Source organism: Streptomyces sp. AHA2, assembly GCF_036857595.1.
Lineage (GTDB): Bacteria > Actinomycetota > Actinomycetes > Streptomycetales > Streptomycetaceae > Streptomyces.
In genome coordinates this window covers 43,545-61,496 of the sequence record NZ_JAUQWJ010000012.1, presented here as the reverse complement: position 1 = coordinate 61,496, position 17,952 = coordinate 43,545, and the positions used below count along the sequence as shown (strand labels likewise).

Here is a 17,952-nt window from a genome sequence, read left to right as displayed (position 1 = left end):
GGGAAAGCCCCCGCACGCGATGCGTGCGGGGGCCGGAACGCCGTGTGCCGCTGGAGTCCGACCAGGTGGAGATGCCCTCGGTGCAGTGACCGGCGGCCGTCATCGAGCCGACGTCGAAACGGAGGCCCGGATGGGCCGCCCGCGCCAGGTCGACCATCCTCGGCGACACGTCCACGCCGAACACCGGCACACCGAGGGCGGCCAGATGCGCCGTCACCTTGCCCGGGCCGCAGCCCAGGTCGGCGACCGGCCCCCCGGCCCTGACCATCTCGGCGAACGCGGCCAGCATCGCGCGTGACACCGCGTCCAGTTCCGCCGGTTCCGGCACCCGCTCGGCGTAGGCCGTGGCGACGGTGTCGTAGGACTGCCGGACGGCGGCGAGGTAGGGAGGCTCGGCCATGCCCCGACGGTAGGCGACGTCACCGGCGACCCGGCCGGGCTAGGGCCCCGGTTCCAGGACGCTCCGGACCGGCCGGCTGAAGGCGCGGAGCATCGGCCGCACCCCCGGGCATCGCCGCGCGTACGCCGATCCGGGTACGCCGGGTTACTCCCGCCGTCGGACGCCCGCGGCGGCGCCGCGCGGCAGCGTGGCCCGTATGGACACCGCCCCGAAGCACGCATCGAAGCCCGCCCCCGAGCCTGCGCCGCGGCCGGCGCCGCCGGAACCGGCCCGGAAGCCGGACGCGGAGCCCAAGCAGGCGCCCAAGCAGGCACCCAAGCAGGCAGGGAGACTGTCCCGGTCCGCCCGGCGGGCCCTGGTCTGCGTCCACGTCGTCGCCTCCGCCGGCTGGCTCGGGCTCACGCTCGGGCTGCTCGCGCTCGGGGCCACCGCGGCCACCACCGGCTCCGCCGCGACCGTGGAGGCCTCCGTCCGGGCCATGAAGCTGTTCGCGGACTGGCTGCTGCTGCCCGCCGCAGTCCTCACCCTGCTCAGCGGGCTGGTGCTGTCGCTGGGCACCCCGTGGGGCCTGGCGCGGCACCGGTGGGTCTGGGTGAAGTTCTGGCTGACCCTCGCGACCGTCACCGCCACGGTGTTCGCCCTGCGGCCGGGGGTGGACGCCGCGGTCGCCGCCGTGGCCGCGGGCGGGGCGCTGCCCGACGCGGGAGAGGTGCTGTTCGGACCGGTCGTGTCGCTGTCCGCCTACGTCTTCATGACGGTGATCTCGGTCCTCAAGCCATGGGGGATGACCAAGCGGGGAAGGCGACTGCGGGCCGCGGCGGCATCCGGGTGAGGCGGCAGAGGCATCCTCTCGGGTTTGCCTAAAGGTATTAGGCTGCGGCACTATTCCTTTAGGCAGAAGGGAGAGGGTTCATGGTGCGTGCGGGGCTGACGCCCGAGCGGCTGACCGAGGCGGGCGCCGAACTGGCCGACGAGGTCGGGTTCGAGCAGGTCACCGTCTCGGCACTGGCCCGGCGGTTCGACGTGCGGGTCGCGAGCCTGTACTCGCACGTGCGCAACTCCCAGGACCTCAAGACCCGGATCGCCCTGCTCGCCCTCACCGAACTCGCCGACCGGGCCGCCGAGGCCCTGGCCGGACGGGCCGGCAAGGACGCCCTGACCGCCCTCGCGAACGTCTACCGCGACTACGCCCGGGAGCACCCCGGCCGCTACGCGGCGGCCCAGCTCCGGCTGGACCCGCAGACGGCGGCCGCGAGCGCCGGCGTCCGGCACGCCCAGATGACGCGGGCCCTGCTGCGCGGCTACGACCTGACGGAACCGGACCAGACCCACGCGGTCCGGCTCCTGGGCAGCGTCTTCCACGGCTACGTGAGCCTGGAGCTGGGCGGCGGGTTCAGCCACAGCGCCCCCGACACCGACGCGACCTGGGCCCGCGTCCTCGACGCCCTCGACACGCTGCTGCGCAACTGGCCCGCGCCCCCTACGGATCCCCGAGGCTGACCCCATGCACACCGAGCAGGACTGGATCACCACGCCGATCAGCGCCGCCCTGGTGCGCGGCGCCCTCGACCTGGAGCGCACCGAGCACGGCCTGCTGCCGCACCGGCTGCCCGCCCGGGCCCGCGCCCAGAACACGGACGCGCAACTGGCGATGGCGGAGGCGCAGCCCTCCGGCGTACGGCTGGCGTTCCGTACGGCCGCGACCGCCGTGGAGCTGGACACGCTGCGCACCAAGCGCGACTACGCCGGTTTCCCCGCCCGCCCGGACGGCCGGTACGACCTGCTGGTCGACGGCCGCCCGGCCGGCCAGGCCTGCGGGACCGGCGGCAACCGCGTCCTGGTCGACCTGGAGACCTTCCAGAGCGAGGTGACGCCCGGCCCGGTCGGCACGGTCCGGTTCGGCGGACTGCGCGAGGGCGACAAGGACGTCGAGATCTGGCTGCCGCACAACGAGACCACCGAACTCGTCGCCCTGCGCACCGACGCGCCCGTGGAGCCGCTGCCGGACCGGGGCCGCCGGGTGTGGCTGCACCACGGCAGCTCGATCAGCCACGGGTCCGACGCGGCCGGTCCGACGGCCATCTGGCCGGCGATCGCCGCGTCCCTCGGCGGCGTGGAGCTGGTCAACCTCGGTCTGGGCGGCAGCGCCATGCTCGACCCGTTCACCGCGCGCGCCATGCGGGACACCCCGGCCGACCTCATCAGCATCAAGATCGGCATCAACGTCGTCAACCACGACGTGATGCGGCGGCGTGCCTTCGGCCCGGCCGTGCACGGGTTCCTCGACACCGTCCGCGAGGGCCACCCGGACACCCCGCTGCTGCTGGTCTCCCCCATCCACTGCGCCATCCACGAGGACACCCCGGGCCCCACCGCCCCGGACGGGGACGAGATGGGCAAGGGCCGCATGGTGTTCGCCGCCATGGGCGACCCGGCCGAGACGGCCATGGGGAAGCTGACCCTCACGGTGATCCGCGAGGAGCTGTCCCGCATCGCCGCCCGGCGCGCCGCCGAGGACCCCCACCTGCACTACCTCGACGGCCTCACCCTCTACGGCCGGTCCGACGCGGCCGAGCTGCCCCTGCCCGACCGGGTCCACCCCGACGCGGCCACCCACCGGCGCATCGGCGAACGCTTCGCCGAAGCGGCCTTCGGGCCGGAGGGGCCGTTCGCGCCCCAGGACTGAGCCGGGCCCGGCCGCCCTCAGAACGGCAGCGGCCTGCTGCGCACCACCTCCAGGCGGGACACCGCCCGGGTCAGCACCACGTACAGCCGGTGCGGGCCGCGGTCCTCCGCCTCGGCGATCGCCGCCGGTTCCACGGCCACGACGTGGTCGTACTCCAGGCCCTTGACCAGCCGCGCCGGCACCAGGGAGACCCGCGCGCCGAGATCCTCCGGTCCCGCCGCCACGACGCCGGCCGCCTCCAGGGCCGTCCGCACCCGGGGCAGGTCCGCGTCCGCCGCGACGATCCCGACCGATCCCTGCCGGCCCAGCGCGTCCCGCACCGCCTCCACGACGGCCGCGGGCACGCCGTCCGCGGTGGTCCGCCGCTCCGCCAGCTCCCCGTCGCCGCGCAGGGAACGCGCCGCCGGCACGTCCACGTCCAGCCGCTCCAGCAGCCGGTTGGCGAGGCCGACGACCGCCTTCGGCACGCGGTACCCGGTCGTCAGCGCGACCACCGGCGCGTCCGGTTTCCCCAGGTGTGCGAGGACCGTCCGCCAGGACCGCGCCGCCCACGGCGTCGTGCCCTGCGCCAGGTCGCCCAGCACCGTCAGGGAGCCGAAGCGGGCCCGGCGGGCGATGGCCCGGCACTCCATCGGGGACAGGTCCTGCGCCTCGTCCACGACGACGTGCCCATAACCCTCCGGATGCCCGATCAGCCCGGCCACCTCGTCGAGCAGCACCAGATCGGCCTCCGACCAGCGGGCCGACTTCCACGACCGGGGCCGCCTGCGCCACAGCAGCGCCCGCTGCTCACCGGCGTCGAGCAGCCCGTCGGCGGCCGCCGCCAGCGCGTCCGGGTCGCCGAGCAGTCCGGCCAGGACCTCCTCGGGCCGCACCCGCGGCCAGACGGCGTCGACGTACGCGGACACCGGCCGGGCCCGTTCGACGCGGCGCACCCAGGCGGTGGTGGGCGGCCCGGCCCGCCGCTCGGCCTGCTCGCGCAGCGACCGCACGATCCTCGCCCGCACCCGTTCCCGTCCCACCTCGTAGGGCGGTTCCTCCTCGCGCACCCCGGCCACGATCCGCGCCAGCTCCGCCTCCGGCACCCGCCACCGGTACGACCCGTCCGGCACGGCCAGCGGCCCGGCCCCCTCGGGACGCACGCGCGCGTACAGCGCCCGCCGCAGCACCTCGGCGGTGCGGGCGTCGTGCTTGACCACGGCCGCCGCCTCGTCGTCGGCACCGCGCACCGGGCAGCGCGCGATCTCCTCGGCCAGCGTCGACTGCCGCACCCCGCCCTCGCCGAGGGCGGGCAGCACCTCCGCGATGTACGACAGGAACGCGCGGTTGGGCCCGAGGATCAGCAGGCCGCCGCGCCGGATGCGCTGCGGGTGGGTGTACAGCAGATACGCCGCCCGGTGCAGGCCGACGGCGGTCTTGCCGGTGCCGGGAGCCCCCTGCACGCACACCGACACCGCCAGGTCGGCGCGGACGAGGTCGTCCTGCTCCGGCTGGATGGTGGCGGCGATGTCGCGCATGGGCCCGACGCGGGGCCGCTCGATCTCCCGGGCGACGATCTCGCCGGCCCGCGTCTCGCCCCGTGCCAGGTGCTCGTCCTCCAGGCCGGTCAGATCGCCGGAGTCGCCCCGGCTGCCCGGCGCCCAGCCGAACCTCCGGCGCACGGCGACGCCCTGGGGGTCGCGGGCCGAGGCCTGGTAGAAGGCGCGCGAGACGGGGGCGCGCCAGTCGACCACGAGGGGCGGCTCGGCCGGGTGCTCGGAGATCCGCAGCCGCCCGATGTGCAGCTCCCCCTCCTCGCCGTGCAGCGCCCCGAAGAACAGCGGCCCCTCGGGCAGCTCGCGCAGGGCCTTGGCGCGGCTGCGCAGCCCGTGGCCGAGGACCTCGGCGTCGGCTCCGGACGCGGAGACGTCCTCCCCGGCGACGACCTGCTCACCGGCGCCCTCGACCATGGCGGCGAGGGCGGCACGACAGCGTTCGTGGTGGGCGCGTTCACGGTCGAGGACGTGCTGCAGGGCGGGCTCGGTCGACGTCATGCCGCCGAGCCTACGCGAAAACGCAACTCAGTTAAATTTATTACCGAGAAACGGTCGGGGAACCCTCCCTGAGCTGGGGCGGCATGGCCTCGGCCAGCCGTGCGAACGCGCGATCCGCCGCCGCCACCGCGTCCGGCCGCACCCGCGCCACGGACTCGCCCGCCGCGATCCGCCGCCAGTTCTCCAGCGCGAGCACCCGCAGCACGGCCATGATCTGCCCGGCCGCGAGCCGCGCGTCCAGATCACCGCCCAGTGCCTCGGCGAGCGCGGCCTCCGACCGCTCCTGGTGCGTGTGGGCCCGGGCCACCAGGGAGGGCGTGCCGTAGAGCAGCGCGTGGAAGGCGAGCACCTCGGGCCGGCCGTTGAGGCCGGTGACCGGGTCCTCCCGGTCCAGCCCCGCCCTGAAGTGCCGCCGCAGCGCCTCCACGGGCGGCTCCTGCGCGGCCGCCACCACGCGCGCGGCCTCCCCCTCGTGGTCGGCGATCCGGTACAGCACCAGATCCTCCTTGGCCGGGAAGTACCGGAACAGCGTCGGCTTGGAGATCTCCGCCGCGGCGGCCACCTCGGCGACGGACACCGCGTCGAACCCCTTCTCCAGGAAGAGCCGGACGGCGATGTCCGACACGACGCGGTACATCCGCTGCTTCTTGCGCTCACGCAGACCGGGCTGGCTCATGGAGGGGAGCCTATGCACTCCGCGTCAGTACCCGCCCGACGCGGTCGGCACGGACCGTTCGCCCGGTGCGGACCCCAGCTCCTCGTGCCAGCGGATCAGGGCCGCCATGATCTGCGCGCGGCTCGGCACCTCTACCAGCCCGAGCGGTCGCGCGGCGGCGGCCAGGATCCTGCGCAGCCGGCCGGCCGCCGCGGGCAGGGCCGCCCGGTCGAAGCCCCCCTCCTCCCGCAGCGAGAGCGCCACCCGGATGACGTCCGTGAACACCGACTGCGCCCGCTTGAAGTCGAGCAGCGGCGGCAGGTCCTCCTCCCAGCCGTTCGCGGCGCCCGGCGCGCACCGCTCGACGGCCCGGCGCCAGCCGACGGCCACGCGGCGCTCCTGGTCGGCGGGATAGCGCATCAGGTACAGGTGGGTGGCCAGGTCGTACAGGGGGTCGCCCAGCATCGCCAGCTCCCAGTCGATGGCCCACAGCCGCCCGGCCGGGTCGACGATCAGGTTCTCCCGGTGCAGGTCGGCGTGGAGCAGGCCGAAGCTCCGCCCCCGCAGGCCCAGGACGTGCTTCCTCAGCAGGCCGAACGATTCCTCCGAGAGGCCGAGCGCGTGGAAGAGGCCGGCGAAGACCGGGGAGTTCTTCGCGTAGACCTGTTCCTCGACGAAGACGATCAGCCGCTCCAGGAAGCCGTCGCTGTCGCCGTCCTCGGCGCGGTCCCGGTCCTCGCACCGCCGCTCGGCGTCGAGCATGTCCGGGGTGACCCGTACCGTCTCGCCGAAGAGGTCAAGGATCTGCTCGCACGCGCTCTCGGGTACGCGTCGTCCCGGTCGGCGCAGCTCCCCGAGCGTGCGCCCCTCGATGAAGGTCTGCAGGGGCATGCCGCCCACGTCCACGACGTCCGGGACACGGCTGATGTGCGGACGCAGCGCGGTGAGCAGCTCCTCCTCCGCGCGGAAGCACCTCCGGTCGAACCAGAGGATCTCGGCCCGCGGTTCACGGACCTTCACCGCGCGGGTGCCGCCCGGCAGGGCGAGGACGTAGGTCTCGTGGTGATAGCCCTCGAGCGGACCCCTGACCAGGCTCGGGTCGCCGCTCATCTCCTCTGCTCGCCCTCGAGCACCGGTGACCGACGGGGATGTCATGTGCTGGTTCAGCCTGTTCCGGTGGTACCGATGGTGTGGGAGGGGACGCAATCTACCCCCGCGGCCGCGGCCGCGGAACGACACAGGGCGGGCGGGCAGGGGATCACCCTGCCCGAGCGAATCGGCGCACACCTGAACGGCGGTGGAGGGCCGCCTTCGAGGCAGCCGGGTGTGCCCGCGGCAGGCCGCCCGGGGGTGCCGTGCGGGCCCCGCCCGGCTTCAGCCGCGCAGCAGGCGCAGCAGCGGCTCCAGGGACCCCACGACCGTCCGGGCACCGGCCGCCCTCAGTCCCTCGGCCTTGTCCTCGGTACGGGCGTAGCCGAGGAACGGCACGCCCGCCCGTTCCGCCGCCCGGTGGTCGGAGGGGGTGTCGCCGATCATCAGGGCGTCGGCGGGGGCGGCCCCCATCGCCCTCAGCGCCCTGGTCAGGAGGTGCGGGTGCGGCTTGAGGTGCCGCAGCTCCCCGGACCGGCCGTACAGGTGCGGGGCGAAACAGTCGACCAGGCCGCGGCTCACGAGGTAGGTGCGGGCCGCGCGGGGCGAGTTGTTGGTGGTGATCGCCAGCCGGGATCCCACCGCCGTCCAGGTCCGGATCAGCGGGTCCGCGTACGCGGTGGGCATCGCCGAGGCCGCCGCCCGCAGCTCCTCCTGGGTGAGGCGCTCCTCCAGCTCGGCGACGAGGCCGCTGCCGGGGTGCCCGCGGTCCACGGCGCGCAGGACCACCTGGGGGTCGAGGGACTCGCGCTCGGCGTCCGTGAGCAGGCCGTGCAGACCGCGGCCCTCCAGCCAGGAGACGAGGTCACCGGCGACGTGTTCCGCCGAATGCCCCGCGAACAGGCGGCAGATGGGCCCGTCGAAGTCCCACAGCACCACACGGGCGCCTCCGATCAGCGTGCGGAGCGCGTCCGGATCATTCTCGGTCTCGATCGTCACCGAACCAGTCTGCTGCGTGTCAGAAGTCACTAGGAGAGTGTCAGGTCCGTGGTGATGGTTTCCCAGAGGGCGTCGAACCACTTCTGGGATTCCTCCACGAACGCCGCGTCCCGCCGCCCGGCCCGCCGGGCGAAGGAGAACAGCAGGGACTTCGACCCGAGGACGTCGTACATGTCCAGCGTCCGGCTCTCCCACTCCTCCTCGCGCCTGGTCAGCATGTAGTAACCCATCAGCGCCTCCTCGTCGTTGAGGAGGTACAGCTTCACCGGCGGGGTGAAGGGAAGGGCCCGGAAGCGGACCCGGACGTCCATGCCGTGGGTGGAGCGCAGCGCCAGCAGGTTGTGCCGCAGGACCTGGCCCTGGGCGTTGCGCATGGCCAGCCAGCGCTGGTGGACGGAGTCGTCCTCGCCGTGGGACTCGACCGGGACCGGGAAGGCCAGTTCGATGTCCCGGGACGGGACGAGGATGCGCACGTCGATCGACTCGGGACGGATCCTGCCCTCGTGGATCAGCCGGAGCGGCTCCCCGAGGGCGACCATCAAGGTCTCCGCGGTGTGGCACACGACGTCGACGCGGACGGCCTTCGCCGAGAACGCCTCCGTCAGCCGCGGGGCCAGCCCGACCAGGGTCGGCTGGGGTTCACCCCGGGCGGGGGCAGGTTCGGCGATCGTGGGCGGGCTGCCCTTGCTGACGTTGGTGAGCAGCCCGTCCTCCTGCAGCACCCGCAGGGCCTGGCGCACGGTCCCGCGTTCCACGCCGAACTCCTCGGCGAGTTCGGCCTGGGTGGGCAGCCGGTCGCCCGCCCTGAGCTCCCCGGCGCGGATGCGTTCCCGCAGGATGCCGGCGATCTCCTGCGGCGAGGCACGCCTGCCGCTGCCGTTCACTGCGACGTTCTCCTGGGTCACGACCGAACGTTACAACCCTGATCCATCTGACGGGAGTTGTCGGGAAGTTGTTTATACCCGCTCACCAAGTGGGGACAACTTCAGCATAGTTGGTAGCCAACTTGCATGAGTTGGCGGAAGTTTTGCTTCCGAAGTTCGCCCCTCACCCTCCCGCCCCGGAAGCCCGAAGGGGGAAAGAACATGCCTGCCCTCGCCCTCCTCCCCGCGGTCCTCGTCGTCGCCTTCGAGCAGCTCGTCCAGTGGAAGTACGGGCCGGCGGGCATCGTCGGCCTTCTCCTGCTCACCGTCGGCATCAAGGCCAAGAGCCCGGCGGTCAGCTCCGCCGGAGCCGTCGTGCTCGCCCTGCTGATGACGGGACCCGCGCTGTGAGCCGTCGCACCACCGGCACCACGGCACCACCGGCAGCACGGCACCACAAGCACCACTCGCGCCACCGCACCACCCGCGACACCTCTGTGGGAGACGTCAGCCCGTGAGCACCAGCTCGGAACTGATCGTCTCCCACAGCGCGTCGAACCACAGGTGCGACTGCTCCACGAACGTCGTGTCACGCGGGCCGGCCCCCTGCCGGAACGAGAACAGCAGCGACCGCGTGCCCTGGGTGTCGTACATCTCCAGGTGCTCCTGGCCGATCTCGGCCTCCCGGCGCGCCAGCGTGTAGTGGGCGAACAGTGCCTCGGTGCCGTTGAGCAGGTACAGCTTCACCGGCGGGGTGAAGGGCAGGGCGCGGAAGGTGACGCGGACGTCGACGCCGTGCGTGGAGCGCAGCGCCAGCAGGTTGTGCCGCAGGACCTGGCCCTGGGCGTTGCGCATGGTCAGCCAGCGCTCGTGCACCCGGTCGTCGCCGTGCCGCCCGACCGGCACCGGGAAGGCGAGGTCGATGTCCCGGCTCGGCAGCAGCACCCGGACGTCGACCCTGGCCGGTTTCAGCCGCCCGGCGTGGATCTCCCGCAGGGGTTCGCCGATGGCGAGCGTCAGCGAGACGGAGGTCAGGCAGACGGCGTCGATCTCCACGTGCTCGGCGGCGAAGGCCCGCGCGATCCGGGGCGCGAGGGCGACCGTCGTGGGCAGCGGCGGGGCCTCGGGGCCGGTCAGGGCACGGGCGGGGTCGGGGGCCACCGTCGCCGGGCTGCCCTTGGAGACGTCGGTGAGCAGTTGCTCGGACTGCAGCACGCGCAGCGCCCGGCGCACCACCCCGCGCTCGACGCCGAACTCCTGGGCCAGCCGGGCCTGGGTGGGCATGCGCGCACCCGGCCGCAGCGCGCCCGACCTGATCCGGGCGCGCAGCTCGTCGGCCACCTCGTGATGTGTCCGTTGTGGCCGTTGCGACCTCTTCCGCCCGGTGGCGGAGTCGTGTTCCGGGTCCACAACTGAACATTACAACTTCCCGCCATCTTGCGGCAGTTCGCGGCCAGGTGGTTATGAGCCGGTCCCAGGCGGAGATAAGAACAGTGAAGTTGGCCGCCAACTTCCGCGACCTGGTCGGACCGTGAACCGGTTGGCCGGCGCGACCTCGCCGCGGGGCTCCCCTCCGGAGGGGAGCCGGGAGTCCCGGACAGCCGGAGAGAAACACGGCACGACCACCACAACCGAACAGCTCGCTACGGATGCGGGTCCCCGTCCACCGGCAGAAGGGAGCGGCTTCAGAACAGGTCCGGGCACCACGGCCGCCTGGACGTACGCAGCAGGGCGTCGGCCTTCCGGGCGGCGCCCGCTCGTTCCTCCCCGATCCGCCCCAGGGCCGCCAGCCGCACCGCCGACTCGTCACCGAGCCACAGGGCCGCCAAGTCGCCCGGTCCCAGCGCCAGATCGGCACTCTCGGTGGTGGGTGCACAGGACGCCCCGTCGGTGCCGGCCTCCAGCCGGTAGCGCCCGCCGGTCAGCCCGTCCACCCCGGCGACCTCCAGCACCAGCGCCCCCTCGCCCTGGTACGTCCGCGCCCGCAGGGCCCGTTCGACGTCGAGGATGCGCACCCACAGCCAGTCGGACTGGGTGGTGATCGCGGCCGCCCGCGGGTTGGGCAGCAGCAGCGGCAGCAGGTCGTCCGGGGCGCGCCGGCCGCTCTTGACCGAGACGACCCAGTCGATGGAGCACAGGTAGTGCCACAGGGCCCGCTCCGCCCGCGGGGTCACGCCGGTCAGCCAGTCCACGCTCGCCGTGTTCAGCGGCTGCTTGGCCTCGCCCCACCTGTCGTCCACGCGGTAGGCGGTCATGCCCTCGACCTCGCCGGACGCCGAGCGGTACACGGCGTAGAAGGGCGTCTGCCACGACGGGTCGGCGCGCAGGGCGCCCGTGTTCACCTTCCACCAGTGCTCGTCGCGGTCGATGACGCCGGGCCGGGTGCGGCACAGCCGCTCGTGGAGTTCGGGTCCGAGCTTGCGGACGTCCTCACCGTCCACCAGGTCGATCCGGCCGCCGTCCGCCGGGCCCGCCCAGCGGGCGTCCAGGCCGGCCCGCGGCACGTCGACCGTCCACTCGGACATCCAGGTCGCCGGGCCGAAGCCGAACCGGCCGTAGATCGGGTACTCGGCGGCGATCAGCGTCGCGACGACGTCCCCCCGCTCCTTCGCGGCCGCCAGGTCGTGCGCCATCATCCGGGAGAGCAGGCCGCGCCGCCGGTGGGTCGCCGTCACGGTGACGCCGGAGACGGCGTCGGCCGGGACGCTCGCCCCGCCGACGACCGTGAGCCGCTGGTCGAAGGACCGGAAGGTCGCCACGCACCGGTCGCCGTCGAAGGCACCCAGGTACCGCCCGGGGACGAACACCCGGCGCCGCGCCTCCACCTCCTCCTCCGACAGGGCCTGCGCCCGCAGGAACCCGGTGCCCACGGCCCGCTGCCAGGCGGTGAACTCGGTCTCCGTGATGGGGCGTACGTCGATGTCGTCGGCGTGGGGGAGGGAGGTCATGCAATCACGCTAGGCGGCGGGCCGGCCGGTGTCGTGCGAATATCCGACCGGCCCTCCCGGCCGCCCCCGCGAGGGCTCACGCCAGCAGGTCGTCGACCTGTGCCTCCCCCTCGCGGTACCGGCGGGCGATCTCCGTGCTGCACTCGTCGGCCGTGCGCTGCAGCCGCCGGCGGCGGCGCGAGACCTGCTGCTCGTGGCGCTCCAGGCGGCCGATGCCCGTGGTCAGCTCCAGGTCCGTGCGTGCGCCCAGGTCGGACAGCTCGACCTCGCCCAGCATCTCCGCGGCGAGCCGCCGGTACTCCTCGCCCTGCGGGGCGCCCATCGTCACGTGCCGGGCGGAGGAACGGCTGGAGGCCGGGGCGTCGCGCAGGATCTCCCCGAGCCGCTCGACGACGGACATCTCCGGGGGCGCGGCGACGCGGCCCGCGCCCTCCGGCGCACGCCGGGCCAGCTCCGCGCGCAGGATGTCGATCCGCCCCTGCAGCAGCCGCCGCACGTAGCTGAGGTCGGCCTCGTCTCGCTGGGCTTCGCGGCGCAGCGTGCGCAGCTCGGCCAGGCTCAGCGCGGTCAGCTCGCGCGCGGGGGTGCCCGAGGGCAGCCGTGGGCTGTCCGTGCGCTGGATGGGCGGCCGGTGGTACTCCGGCGCCCCGGCCCCCGTGTACGTCGACCAGGCAGCGCCCGGGTACTGCCCGGTGCTCGATGTGCTCATGTGCCTCGACCGTCCCCTCGACCGGTGTGTGAAAGCATCGTGCCACCCCAAGTGGCCGCTATGGGAACGAGTGCCCCCGATAGACCCCAGATGGGCGGTTAAGCAGCAAAATACGTCCGTGCGCTGCCTGTTGGCGCCCGCGCAAACCACTCTTTCGAGCCATGCGCCAACCGCGTGAGGCGGGAAAGTCACCGCCCTGCATGATGGACGCATGCGAGCAGTGGTGCAGAGGGTGGACGGCGCGAGCGTCGTCGTGGACGGCGAGACCGTGGGCGCGATCGAGGGCGAGGGACTGTGCGTCCTGGTCGGCGTCACGCACGAGGACACCAAGGAGAAGGCCGCCCAGCTGGCCCGCAAACTGTGGTCGCTCCGCATGCTGCACGACGAGAAATCCTGCAGCGACAAGGGCGCCCCGCTCCTGGTGATCAGCCAGTTCACCCTCTACGGGGACGCCCGCAAGGGCCGCCGCCCCACCTGGAACGCGGCCGCCCCGGGCGACGTCGCCGAGCCCCTCGTCGACGAGGTCGTGGCGCAGCTGCGCTCCCTCGGGGCGACGGTGGCGACGGGCCGGTTCGGGGCGGCGATGCGTGTATCACTGACCAACGACGGCCCGTTCACCGTGCTGATCGAAATCTGACCCGAAAGGTCTACAAGTCCTACGGCTCGACGACGACTTCCTGGGCCGCGGCCGTGTCCCCGGCGACCAGCGGGGCGTCCACGGGCACGTTGCGCTTCACCAGGGCGAGGGCAACCGGGCCCAGCTCGTGGTGGCGTGCGGAGGTCGTGATGAAGCCGATCCTCCGTCCGTCGGGGCCGTCCTCGGCGAGCCGCAGCTCGGTGCCGGCCACCGGCAGGTGGACCTCGCTGCCGTCCAGGTGCAGGAAGACCAGGCGGCGCGGCGGCCTGCCCAGGTTCTGCACCCGGGCGACCGTCTCCTGGCCCCGGTAGCAGCCCTTCTGCAGGTGCACCGCCGAGCCGATCCAGCCCAGCTCGTGGGGGATCGTGCGGTGGTCGGTCTCGAAGCCGAGCCGGGGCCTGTGCTGCTCCACACGCAGCGCCTCGTGGGCCAGGATCCCGGCGGGCGGCCCGGCCTGCTCGGCGTACGCCTCCAGGTCGGCGCGCGGCAGGAACAGGTCCCGGCCGTAGGGGGTCTCCCGGACCACCGCGCCCTCGGGCACCTCGGCGATGGAGCCGGCCGGGAGGTGCACGACCGCGATGTCACCGGTGCGGTCGGCGACCTCGACGCGGTAGAAGAACTTCATCGACTCCAGGTACGCGATCAGCGCCTCCTGGGTGCCCGGCTCCACGTGGGCCCAGACCGTGGCGCCGTCGTCGACGAGGTACAGGGCGTGCTCGATGTGTCCGTTCGCCGAGAGGATCAGCGCCTCGGTCGCCCGGCCCGCGGGGAGGTCGCTGACGTGCTGGGTGAGCAGCAGGTGCAGCCACGCCAGCCGGTCGTCGCCGGTGACGGTGACGACCCCGCGGTGCGAGAGGTCGACGAAGCCGGTGCCGTCGGCGAGGGCGCGCTGCTCGCGGAACAGGTCGCCGTAGTGGGCGGCGACGCCTTCGTCCACGCCCTCGGCGGGAACGGCGCCGGGCAGGGTCAGCAGGGGGCTCTTCATGTCCGTAAGCCTACGACTCGGTAGTTGAAGCCTTGAGGGTGCAGTCCTCGCAGCGGCCGAAGATCGCGAAGTGCTTCAGGTCGGTGTCGAAGCCGAAGGTCTGCCGCAGCCGGGCCGTGAACTCCGCCGCGACGGAGACGTCCGCCTCGATCACGTTCTGGCAGTCCCGGCAGACCAGGTGCAGATGGTGGTGCCGGTCCGCCAGGTGGTACGTCGGCGCCCCGTGGCCCAGGTGGGCGTGGCTGACCAGGCCGAGCTCCTCCAGGAGCTCCAGCGTCCGGTAGACGGTCGAGATGTTGACCCCCGACGCCGTCTTCCTCACTTCCACGAGGATGTCGTCGGGGGTCGCGTGCTCCAGGGTGTCCACGGCTTCGAGCACGAGTTGCCGCTGCGGGGTCAGCCGGTAGCCGCGCTGCCGCAGATCGCTCTTCCAGTCGGTGCTCACCACACCCCAGAGTCTAGGCGGACTCGCACCGGACCGGGCGGGGAAGGCGCCCCGGCCTCCCGGAGGGGCGGCTACTTGAAGAAGGCGATGCCGTCGTCCGGCATGTCGTCGGGCAGGGCCTTCGCCCAGCGCTCGACCTCCTCCGGCGTGACGACCTTCTTCAGGTGCGCCGACATGTAGGGGCGCAGCTCGACCTCGGGGGTCTGCTTCTCGCCGACCCACATCAGGTCGCTCTTGACGTAGCCGTACAGCCGCTTGCCGCCGGTGTAGGGCTGGGACGCGGCCGTGCGGGCCACCGCGTCCGTCACGAGGTCGATCTGCGGCTTCTTGTCGGCCAGCTCGCCGTACCAGATCTCGATGACGCCGTCGTCGCGGGTCATCGTGACTTCGACCTTGCGCTCGGCGTCGACGCGCCAGTAGCCGTGCTCGGACTCCAGCGGGCGGACCTTGTTGCCGTCGTTGTCCAGCACCCAGGTGTGCGAGCGGTACTCCAGGAAGTCCCGGCCGTCGTGGGTGAAGGCGACCTCCTGACCGAAGTTGCACTTCTCGGAGCCGGGGAAGTCGTGCACGCCGGCGCCCGCCCAGTTGCCGAGCAGGAAGGCGAGCGGGACGAGGTCCTTGTGGAGGTCGGACGGGATCTCGATCATGAGAACTTCCTAGACGTGGGTCAGCGCTGGCCCTGGTACAGCTTCTTCACGGTCAGTCCGGCGAACGCGAGGACGCCGACGGCGACCAGGACCAACAGGATTTCGAAGAAAAGCTCCACGGGGTGCTCCTTGAGCGGGGTGCGGATGTAAGCACAGGGCCGGCCCCAGCTTACGCGGGCCCCTTGCGCACTACGATTCCGGCTATGGCGAACAAGCTGGTGATCAAGGTGACGGCCGGGGCCGACGCCCCCGAGCGGTGCTCCCAGGCGTTCACGGTGGCGGCGGTGGCCGTCGCGAGCGGCGTGGAGGTCTCCCTGTGGCTGACCGGCGAGTCCGCCTGGTTCGCCCTGCCCGGCCGGGCGGCCGAGTTCGAGCTGCCGCACGCGGCGCCCCTGCCCGACCTGCTGGACTCGATCCTCGCGGCCGGCCGCGTCACCCTGTGCACGCAGTGCGCCGCCCGCCGCGACATCACGGAGAAGGACGTCCTGGAGGGCGTGCGGATCGCGGGGGCGCAGGTCTTCGTCCAGGAGGCGATGGCGGACGGCACGCAGGCCCTCGTCTACTGAGACTCCGCGGCCGGCGGGCTCTGCTCCGTGTAGAGGCAGAAGGGGTGGCCCGCCGGGTCCAGCAGCACCCGGACGTTCTCCTGCGGCTGGAAGTCCGGGAGCCGTGCCCCCGCGGCCAGGGCCCGCGCGGTCTCCCGCTCCAGGTCGTCCACCTCGATGTCCAGGTGGACCATCATCCGCTGCCGGTCCGGGCGGCCCGGCCAGACGGGCGGCACGTAGGCGGTCTCGGTCTGGAAGGCCAGGCCCGCACCGCCGCCGGGCGGCCGGATGCGCACCCAGTCGGGGTCGCCCTCGTCGCGCCACACGCCCCAGCCGGGCAGCAGCCGTAAGTAGAAGTCCGCGAGTTCCCGTGCGTCGGGTGCGTCCAGCACCGTCTCCGTCAGCCTCATGCAGGCGGGATACCCCGGGCGTCCGGCGGGACTCCCCTTACCGGGGGCGCTCCCTGCCGTCCAGCTCGTCCCACCACTCGTCGGACTGCGGATCGCCGTGGGGGTCCCCCCTGCTCGGGCGAAGCCGAGAGCTCGGGGGAGGATCGTCCCACCAGCGGTCGTCGGGCCCGCGCCGGTTGGCGACCACGGCCGCCACGGGCGGGATGACCATGGCGACGACGCACATCCCGACCGCCACGGGGACCGACCACAGCCGCACCACGGACCAGGCCAGGACGAACAGGCCGATGCACAGGCCCATCAGGGCGAAGTACCGGTGCCGTCGCCGCGCGTACATGCCTCCAGCGTAGGTCCGGGCAGGCCGAAGGGCCGCACCCCAGGCGTCCAACCCGGTGGGTGCGGCCCCTCGAGGACCTCTCGCCGTCAGACGGCGATCGCGACCTCGGCCAGTCCGCCCTGCTGGGCGACGACCGTGCGGTCGGCGGTGGCGCCGGGCACGAGGGCACGGACGGTCCAGGTGCCCTCGGCCGCGTAGAAGCGGAACTGTCCGGTCGCCGAGGTCGGCACCTCGGCCGTGAACTCGCCGGTCGAGTCCAGCAGGCGGACGTAGCCCACCACGGGCTCGCCGTCCTTGGTCACCTGGCCCTGGATGGTGGTCTCACCGGGCTTGATCGTCGAGGCGTCGGGGCCGCCGGCCTTCGCACCGCACATGTCGTACTCCTGTAGGGGTTCTGGAGAGGTCGGTCGGGTTCGCTTACTTGGCGGCGCCGAGCTCGATCGGCACGCCCACGAGGGAGCCGTACTCGGTCCAGGAGCCGTCGTAGTTCTTGACGTTCTGGACGCCCAGCAGCTCGTGCAGGACGAACCAGGTCAGCGCGGAGCGCTCACCGATGCGGCAGTAGGCGATGGTGTCCTTGGCCAGGTCGACGCTCTCGGCCTCGTAGAGGGCCTTGAGCTCCTCGTCCGACTTGAAGGTGCCGTCGTCGTTGGCGTTCTTCGACCACGGGATGTTCCGGGCGCTCGGCACGTGGCCGGGGCGCTGGGACTGCTCCTGCGGCAGGTGGGCCGGGGCGAGCAGCTTGCCGGAGAACTCGTCGGGGGAGCGCACGTCGACCAGGTTCTGCGCGCCGATCGCGGCGACGACGTCGTCGCGGAAGGCGCGGATGGAGGTGTCCTGGGCCTTGGCCTTGTAGTCCGTCTTCGGACGCTCGGGCACCTCGTCGCCGGGCACCAGCTCGCGGGCGTCCAGCTCCCACTTCTTGCGGCCGCCGTCGAGAAGCTTCACGTTCTCGTGGCCGTACAGCTTGAAGTACCAGTACGCGTAGGAGGCGAACCAGTTGTTGTTGCCGCCGTAGAGGACGACCGTGTGGTCGTTGGCGATGCCCTTCTCCGACAGGAGCCTCTCGAAGCCCTCCTGGTCGACGAAGTCACGGCGGACCGGGTCCTGGAGGTCCTTGGTCCAGTCGATGCGGATCGCGTTCTTGATGTGGTTCTTGTCGTACGCGGACGTGTCCTCGTCGACCTCGACGATCGCGAGATTCGGGTCGTCCAGGTGCTCCTGAAGCCAGTCGGCGTCTACCAGGACGTCGCTGCGGCTCATGCTCTTTCTCCTCCGGGGCAGTTACGGCGGGGCGTGCGAGGTCTGCGGGCGCGCGCCCGCGGTCGGGGCGGCGCACGGGTGCCCTTGCTGCAGGGCGGCGGGGATGCGCGCGCCGGCGAGCAGGCCGGCGCGGTCGCTCAGAAGGTGCGACAGAGCATGGCGGCGACGCGGCACAGGTCTACTGCCCGCCGCTTCGTGAGATCCGCCTGTCGCTTCATGGCCTCGATCGTAAGGACGGCAGGGCTGCCATGTCACCGGCGTGTCGCATACTGAGACGGGATGATCCGCCATGTGGGATCAA

Annotated in this window: 22 protein-coding genes and 1 pseudogene; 6 read left to right on the top strand and 17 right to left on the bottom strand. The window is 72.8% G+C overall.

The window, feature by feature from the left end; genetic code table 11:
• Window positions 1-109 precede the first annotated feature (109 nt).
• Window positions 110-268: pseudogene (locus Q5694_RS23525) on the bottom strand (class I SAM-dependent methyltransferase); the annotation flags it as partial.
• Between the two features lie 328 nt (window positions 269-596).
• Here Q5694_RS23525 and Q5694_RS23520 point away from each other — a divergent pair.
• The 3 genes from Q5694_RS23520 to Q5694_RS23510 all read left to right on the top strand — a co-directional run bounded on the left by Q5694_RS23520 (window position 597) and on the right by Q5694_RS23510 (window position 3,086).
• A complete protein-coding gene (locus Q5694_RS23520; RefSeq protein WP_333935227.1) occupies window positions 597-1,232 on the top strand; it encodes a DUF2269 family protein in 636 nt (211 codons plus the stop codon).
• Between the two features lie 80 nt (window positions 1,233-1,312).
• Window positions 1,313-1,900 (top strand): TetR/AcrR family transcriptional regulator, encoded by a 588-nt coding sequence (locus Q5694_RS23515; protein ID WP_333935226.1) that lies wholly within the window; start codon window positions 1,313-1,315, stop codon window positions 1,898-1,900.
• 4 nt (window positions 1,901-1,904) lie between these two features.
• Complete coding sequence (locus tag Q5694_RS23510) at window positions 1,905-3,086, top strand: GDSL-type esterase/lipase family protein (protein ID WP_333935225.1); 1,182 nt, start codon at window positions 1,905-1,907, stop codon at window positions 3,084-3,086.
• A gap of 17 nt (window positions 3,087-3,103) precedes the next feature.
• Here Q5694_RS23510 and Q5694_RS23505 read toward each other — a convergent pair whose 3' ends face one another.
• The 5 genes from Q5694_RS23505 to Q5694_RS23485 form a co-directional block, all read right to left on the bottom strand.
• The gene (locus Q5694_RS23505) at window positions 3,104-5,119 is read right to left on the bottom strand and encodes a HelD family protein (RefSeq protein WP_333935224.1); all 2,016 of its coding nucleotides are present in this window, start codon (window positions 5,117-5,119) and stop codon (window positions 3,104-3,106) included.
• 40 nt (window positions 5,120-5,159) lie between these two features.
• Window positions 5,160-5,795, bottom strand: coding sequence for a TetR/AcrR family transcriptional regulator (locus tag Q5694_RS23500; protein ID WP_333935223.1), 636 nt, complete (start codon window positions 5,793-5,795; stop codon window positions 5,160-5,162).
• A gap of 24 nt (window positions 5,796-5,819) precedes the next feature.
• Window positions 5,820-6,884 (bottom strand): aminoglycoside phosphotransferase family protein, encoded by a 1,065-nt coding sequence (locus tag Q5694_RS23495; protein WP_333935222.1) that lies wholly within the window; start codon window positions 6,882-6,884, stop codon window positions 5,820-5,822.
• A gap of 264 nt (window positions 6,885-7,148) precedes the next feature.
• Window positions 7,149-7,862: an HAD family hydrolase gene (locus Q5694_RS23490; RefSeq protein ID WP_333935221.1), complete on the bottom strand. Its 714-nt coding sequence runs from the start codon at window positions 7,860-7,862 to the stop codon at window positions 7,149-7,151.
• A 29-nt stretch (window positions 7,863-7,891) separates the two neighbouring features.
• The gene (locus tag Q5694_RS23485; RefSeq protein ID WP_333935390.1) at window positions 7,892-8,746 is read right to left on the bottom strand and encodes a winged helix-turn-helix domain-containing protein; all 855 of its coding nucleotides are present in this window, start codon (window positions 8,744-8,746) and stop codon (window positions 7,892-7,894) included.
• A gap of 201 nt (window positions 8,747-8,947) precedes the next feature.
• Here Q5694_RS23485 and Q5694_RS23480 point away from each other — a divergent pair, with 201 nt between their 5' ends.
• Window positions 8,948-9,136, top strand: coding sequence for a hypothetical protein (locus Q5694_RS23480; protein ID WP_333935220.1), 189 nt, complete (start codon window positions 8,948-8,950; stop codon window positions 9,134-9,136).
• 96 nt (window positions 9,137-9,232) lie between these two features.
• Here Q5694_RS23480 and Q5694_RS23475 read toward each other — a convergent pair whose 3' ends face one another.
• The 3 genes from Q5694_RS23475 to Q5694_RS23465 all read right to left on the bottom strand — a co-directional run bounded on the left by Q5694_RS23475 (window position 9,233) and on the right by Q5694_RS23465 (window position 12,382).
• Window positions 9,233-10,135: a FadR/GntR family transcriptional regulator gene (locus Q5694_RS23475; RefSeq protein WP_333935219.1), complete on the bottom strand. Its 903-nt coding sequence runs from the start codon at window positions 10,133-10,135 to the stop codon at window positions 9,233-9,235.
• A 275-nt stretch (window positions 10,136-10,410) separates the two neighbouring features.
• Window positions 10,411-11,673, bottom strand: a complete 1,263-nt coding sequence (locus tag Q5694_RS23470; RefSeq protein ID WP_333935218.1) for a GNAT family N-acetyltransferase — start codon at window positions 11,671-11,673, stop codon at window positions 10,411-10,413.
• A gap of 76 nt (window positions 11,674-11,749) precedes the next feature.
• Entirely contained in the window at window positions 11,750-12,382 is a 633-nt protein-coding gene (locus tag Q5694_RS23465; RefSeq protein WP_333935217.1) for an RsiG family protein, read from the bottom strand.
• Between the two features lie 211 nt (window positions 12,383-12,593).
• Here Q5694_RS23465 and dtd point away from each other — a divergent pair, with 211 nt between their 5' ends.
• Window positions 12,594-13,019, top strand: coding sequence for a D-aminoacyl-tRNA deacylase (gene dtd, locus Q5694_RS23460; protein ID WP_333935216.1), 426 nt, complete (start codon window positions 12,594-12,596; stop codon window positions 13,017-13,019).
• A gap of 19 nt (window positions 13,020-13,038) precedes the next feature.
• Here the strand turns inward: dtd and ygfZ are convergent, their stop codons facing one another.
• From ygfZ to Q5694_RS23445, 3 genes are all read right to left on the bottom strand, one after another.
• Complete coding sequence (ygfZ, locus tag Q5694_RS23455; protein WP_333935215.1) at window positions 13,039-14,004, bottom strand: CAF17-like 4Fe-4S cluster assembly/insertion protein YgfZ; 966 nt, start codon at window positions 14,002-14,004, stop codon at window positions 13,039-13,041.
• A gap of 10 nt (window positions 14,005-14,014) precedes the next feature.
• Window positions 14,015-14,452, bottom strand: a complete 438-nt coding sequence (locus tag Q5694_RS23450; RefSeq protein WP_333935214.1) for a Fur family transcriptional regulator — start codon at window positions 14,450-14,452, stop codon at window positions 14,015-14,017.
• A gap of 68 nt (window positions 14,453-14,520) precedes the next feature.
• Window positions 14,521-15,096, bottom strand: a complete 576-nt coding sequence (locus tag Q5694_RS23445) for an FABP family protein (RefSeq protein WP_333935213.1) — start codon at window positions 15,094-15,096, stop codon at window positions 14,521-14,523.
• Between the two features lie 203 nt (window positions 15,097-15,299).
• On the opposite strand from Q5694_RS23445, the gene Q5694_RS23440 reads away from it, so the two are divergent.
• Complete coding sequence (locus Q5694_RS23440; RefSeq protein ID WP_333935212.1) at window positions 15,300-15,662, top strand: DsrE family protein; 363 nt, start codon at window positions 15,300-15,302, stop codon at window positions 15,660-15,662.
• Here the strand turns inward: Q5694_RS23440 and Q5694_RS23435 are convergent.
• The 5 genes from Q5694_RS23435 to Q5694_RS34875 form a co-directional block, all read right to left on the bottom strand.
• Window positions 15,656-16,051, bottom strand: a complete 396-nt coding sequence (locus Q5694_RS23435; protein ID WP_333935211.1) for a VOC family protein — start codon at window positions 16,049-16,051, stop codon at window positions 15,656-15,658. The genes Q5694_RS23440 and Q5694_RS23435 overlap by 7 nt on opposite strands.
• Window positions 16,052-16,088: 37 nt before the next feature.
• Window positions 16,089-16,388: a DUF3099 domain-containing protein gene (locus Q5694_RS23430; RefSeq protein ID WP_333935210.1), complete on the bottom strand. Its 300-nt coding sequence runs from the start codon at window positions 16,386-16,388 to the stop codon at window positions 16,089-16,091.
• 86 nt (window positions 16,389-16,474) lie between these two features.
• Window positions 16,475-16,762, bottom strand: coding sequence for a DUF1416 domain-containing protein (locus Q5694_RS23425; protein WP_003991226.1), 288 nt, complete (start codon window positions 16,760-16,762; stop codon window positions 16,475-16,477).
• Window positions 16,763-16,805: 43 nt separating this feature from the next.
• Window positions 16,806-17,651 carry a sulfurtransferase gene (locus Q5694_RS23420; protein WP_333935209.1) on the bottom strand — a complete coding sequence of 282 codons (846 nt, stop codon included), beginning with the start codon at window positions 17,649-17,651 and terminating at the stop codon, window positions 16,806-16,808.
• Between the two features lie 137 nt (window positions 17,652-17,788).
• Window positions 17,789-17,869, bottom strand: coding sequence for a putative leader peptide (locus tag Q5694_RS34875; RefSeq protein ID WP_350310325.1), 81 nt, complete (start codon window positions 17,867-17,869; stop codon window positions 17,789-17,791).
• Window positions 17,870-17,952: the final 83 nt, after the last annotated feature.

What these genes read in the sequence shown, in the direction of transcription:
- Q5694_RS23520 (WP_333935227.1), top strand. Translation starts at nt 597, where the DNA reads ATGGACACCGCCCCGAAGCACGCATCGAAGCCCGCCCCCGAGCCTGCG.
- Q5694_RS23515 (WP_333935226.1), top strand. Translation starts at nt 1,313, where the DNA reads ATGGTGCGTGCGGGGCTGACGCCCGAGCGGCTGACCGAGGCGGGCGCC.
- Q5694_RS23510 (WP_333935225.1), top strand. Translation starts at nt 1,905, where the DNA reads ATGCACACCGAGCAGGACTGGATCACCACGCCGATCAGCGCCGCCCTG.
- Q5694_RS23505 (WP_333935224.1), bottom strand. Translation starts at nt 5,119, where the DNA reads ATGACGTCGACCGAGCCCGCCCTGCAGCACGTCCTCGACCGTGAACGC.
- Q5694_RS23500 (WP_333935223.1), bottom strand. Translation starts at nt 5,795, where the DNA reads ATGAGCCAGCCCGGTCTGCGTGAGCGCAAGAAGCAGCGGATGTACCGC.
- Q5694_RS23495 (WP_333935222.1), bottom strand. Translation starts at nt 6,884, where the DNA reads ATGAGCGGCGACCCGAGCCTGGTCAGGGGTCCGCTCGAGGGCTATCAC.
- Q5694_RS23480 (WP_333935220.1), top strand. Translation starts at nt 8,948, where the DNA reads ATGCCTGCCCTCGCCCTCCTCCCCGCGGTCCTCGTCGTCGCCTTCGAG.
- Q5694_RS23470 (WP_333935218.1), bottom strand. Translation starts at nt 11,673, where the DNA reads ATGACCTCCCTCCCCCACGCCGACGACATCGACGTACGCCCCATCACG.
- Q5694_RS23465 (WP_333935217.1), bottom strand. Translation starts at nt 12,382, where the DNA reads ATGAGCACATCGAGCACCGGGCAGTACCCGGGCGCTGCCTGGTCGACG.
- dtd (WP_333935216.1), top strand. Translation starts at nt 12,594, where the DNA reads ATGCGAGCAGTGGTGCAGAGGGTGGACGGCGCGAGCGTCGTCGTGGAC.
- ygfZ (WP_333935215.1), bottom strand. Translation starts at nt 14,004, where the DNA reads ATGAAGAGCCCCCTGCTGACCCTGCCCGGCGCCGTTCCCGCCGAGGGC.
- Q5694_RS23445 (WP_333935213.1), bottom strand. Translation starts at nt 15,096, where the DNA reads ATGATCGAGATCCCGTCCGACCTCCACAAGGACCTCGTCCCGCTCGCC.
- Q5694_RS23440 (WP_333935212.1), top strand. Translation starts at nt 15,300, where the DNA reads ATGGCGAACAAGCTGGTGATCAAGGTGACGGCCGGGGCCGACGCCCCC.
- Q5694_RS23435 (WP_333935211.1), bottom strand. Translation starts at nt 16,051, where the DNA reads ATGAGGCTGACGGAGACGGTGCTGGACGCACCCGACGCACGGGAACTC.
- Q5694_RS23430 (WP_333935210.1), bottom strand. Translation starts at nt 16,388, where the DNA reads ATGTACGCGCGGCGACGGCACCGGTACTTCGCCCTGATGGGCCTGTGC.
- Q5694_RS23425 (WP_003991226.1), bottom strand. Translation starts at nt 16,762, where the DNA reads ATGTGCGGTGCGAAGGCCGGCGGCCCCGACGCCTCGACGATCAAGCCC.
- Q5694_RS23420 (WP_333935209.1), bottom strand. Translation starts at nt 17,651, where the DNA reads ATGAGCCGCAGCGACGTCCTGGTAGACGCCGACTGGCTTCAGGAGCAC.
- Q5694_RS34875 (WP_350310325.1), bottom strand. Translation starts at nt 17,869, where the DNA reads ATGAAGCGACAGGCGGATCTCACGAAGCGGCGGGCAGTAGACCTGTGC.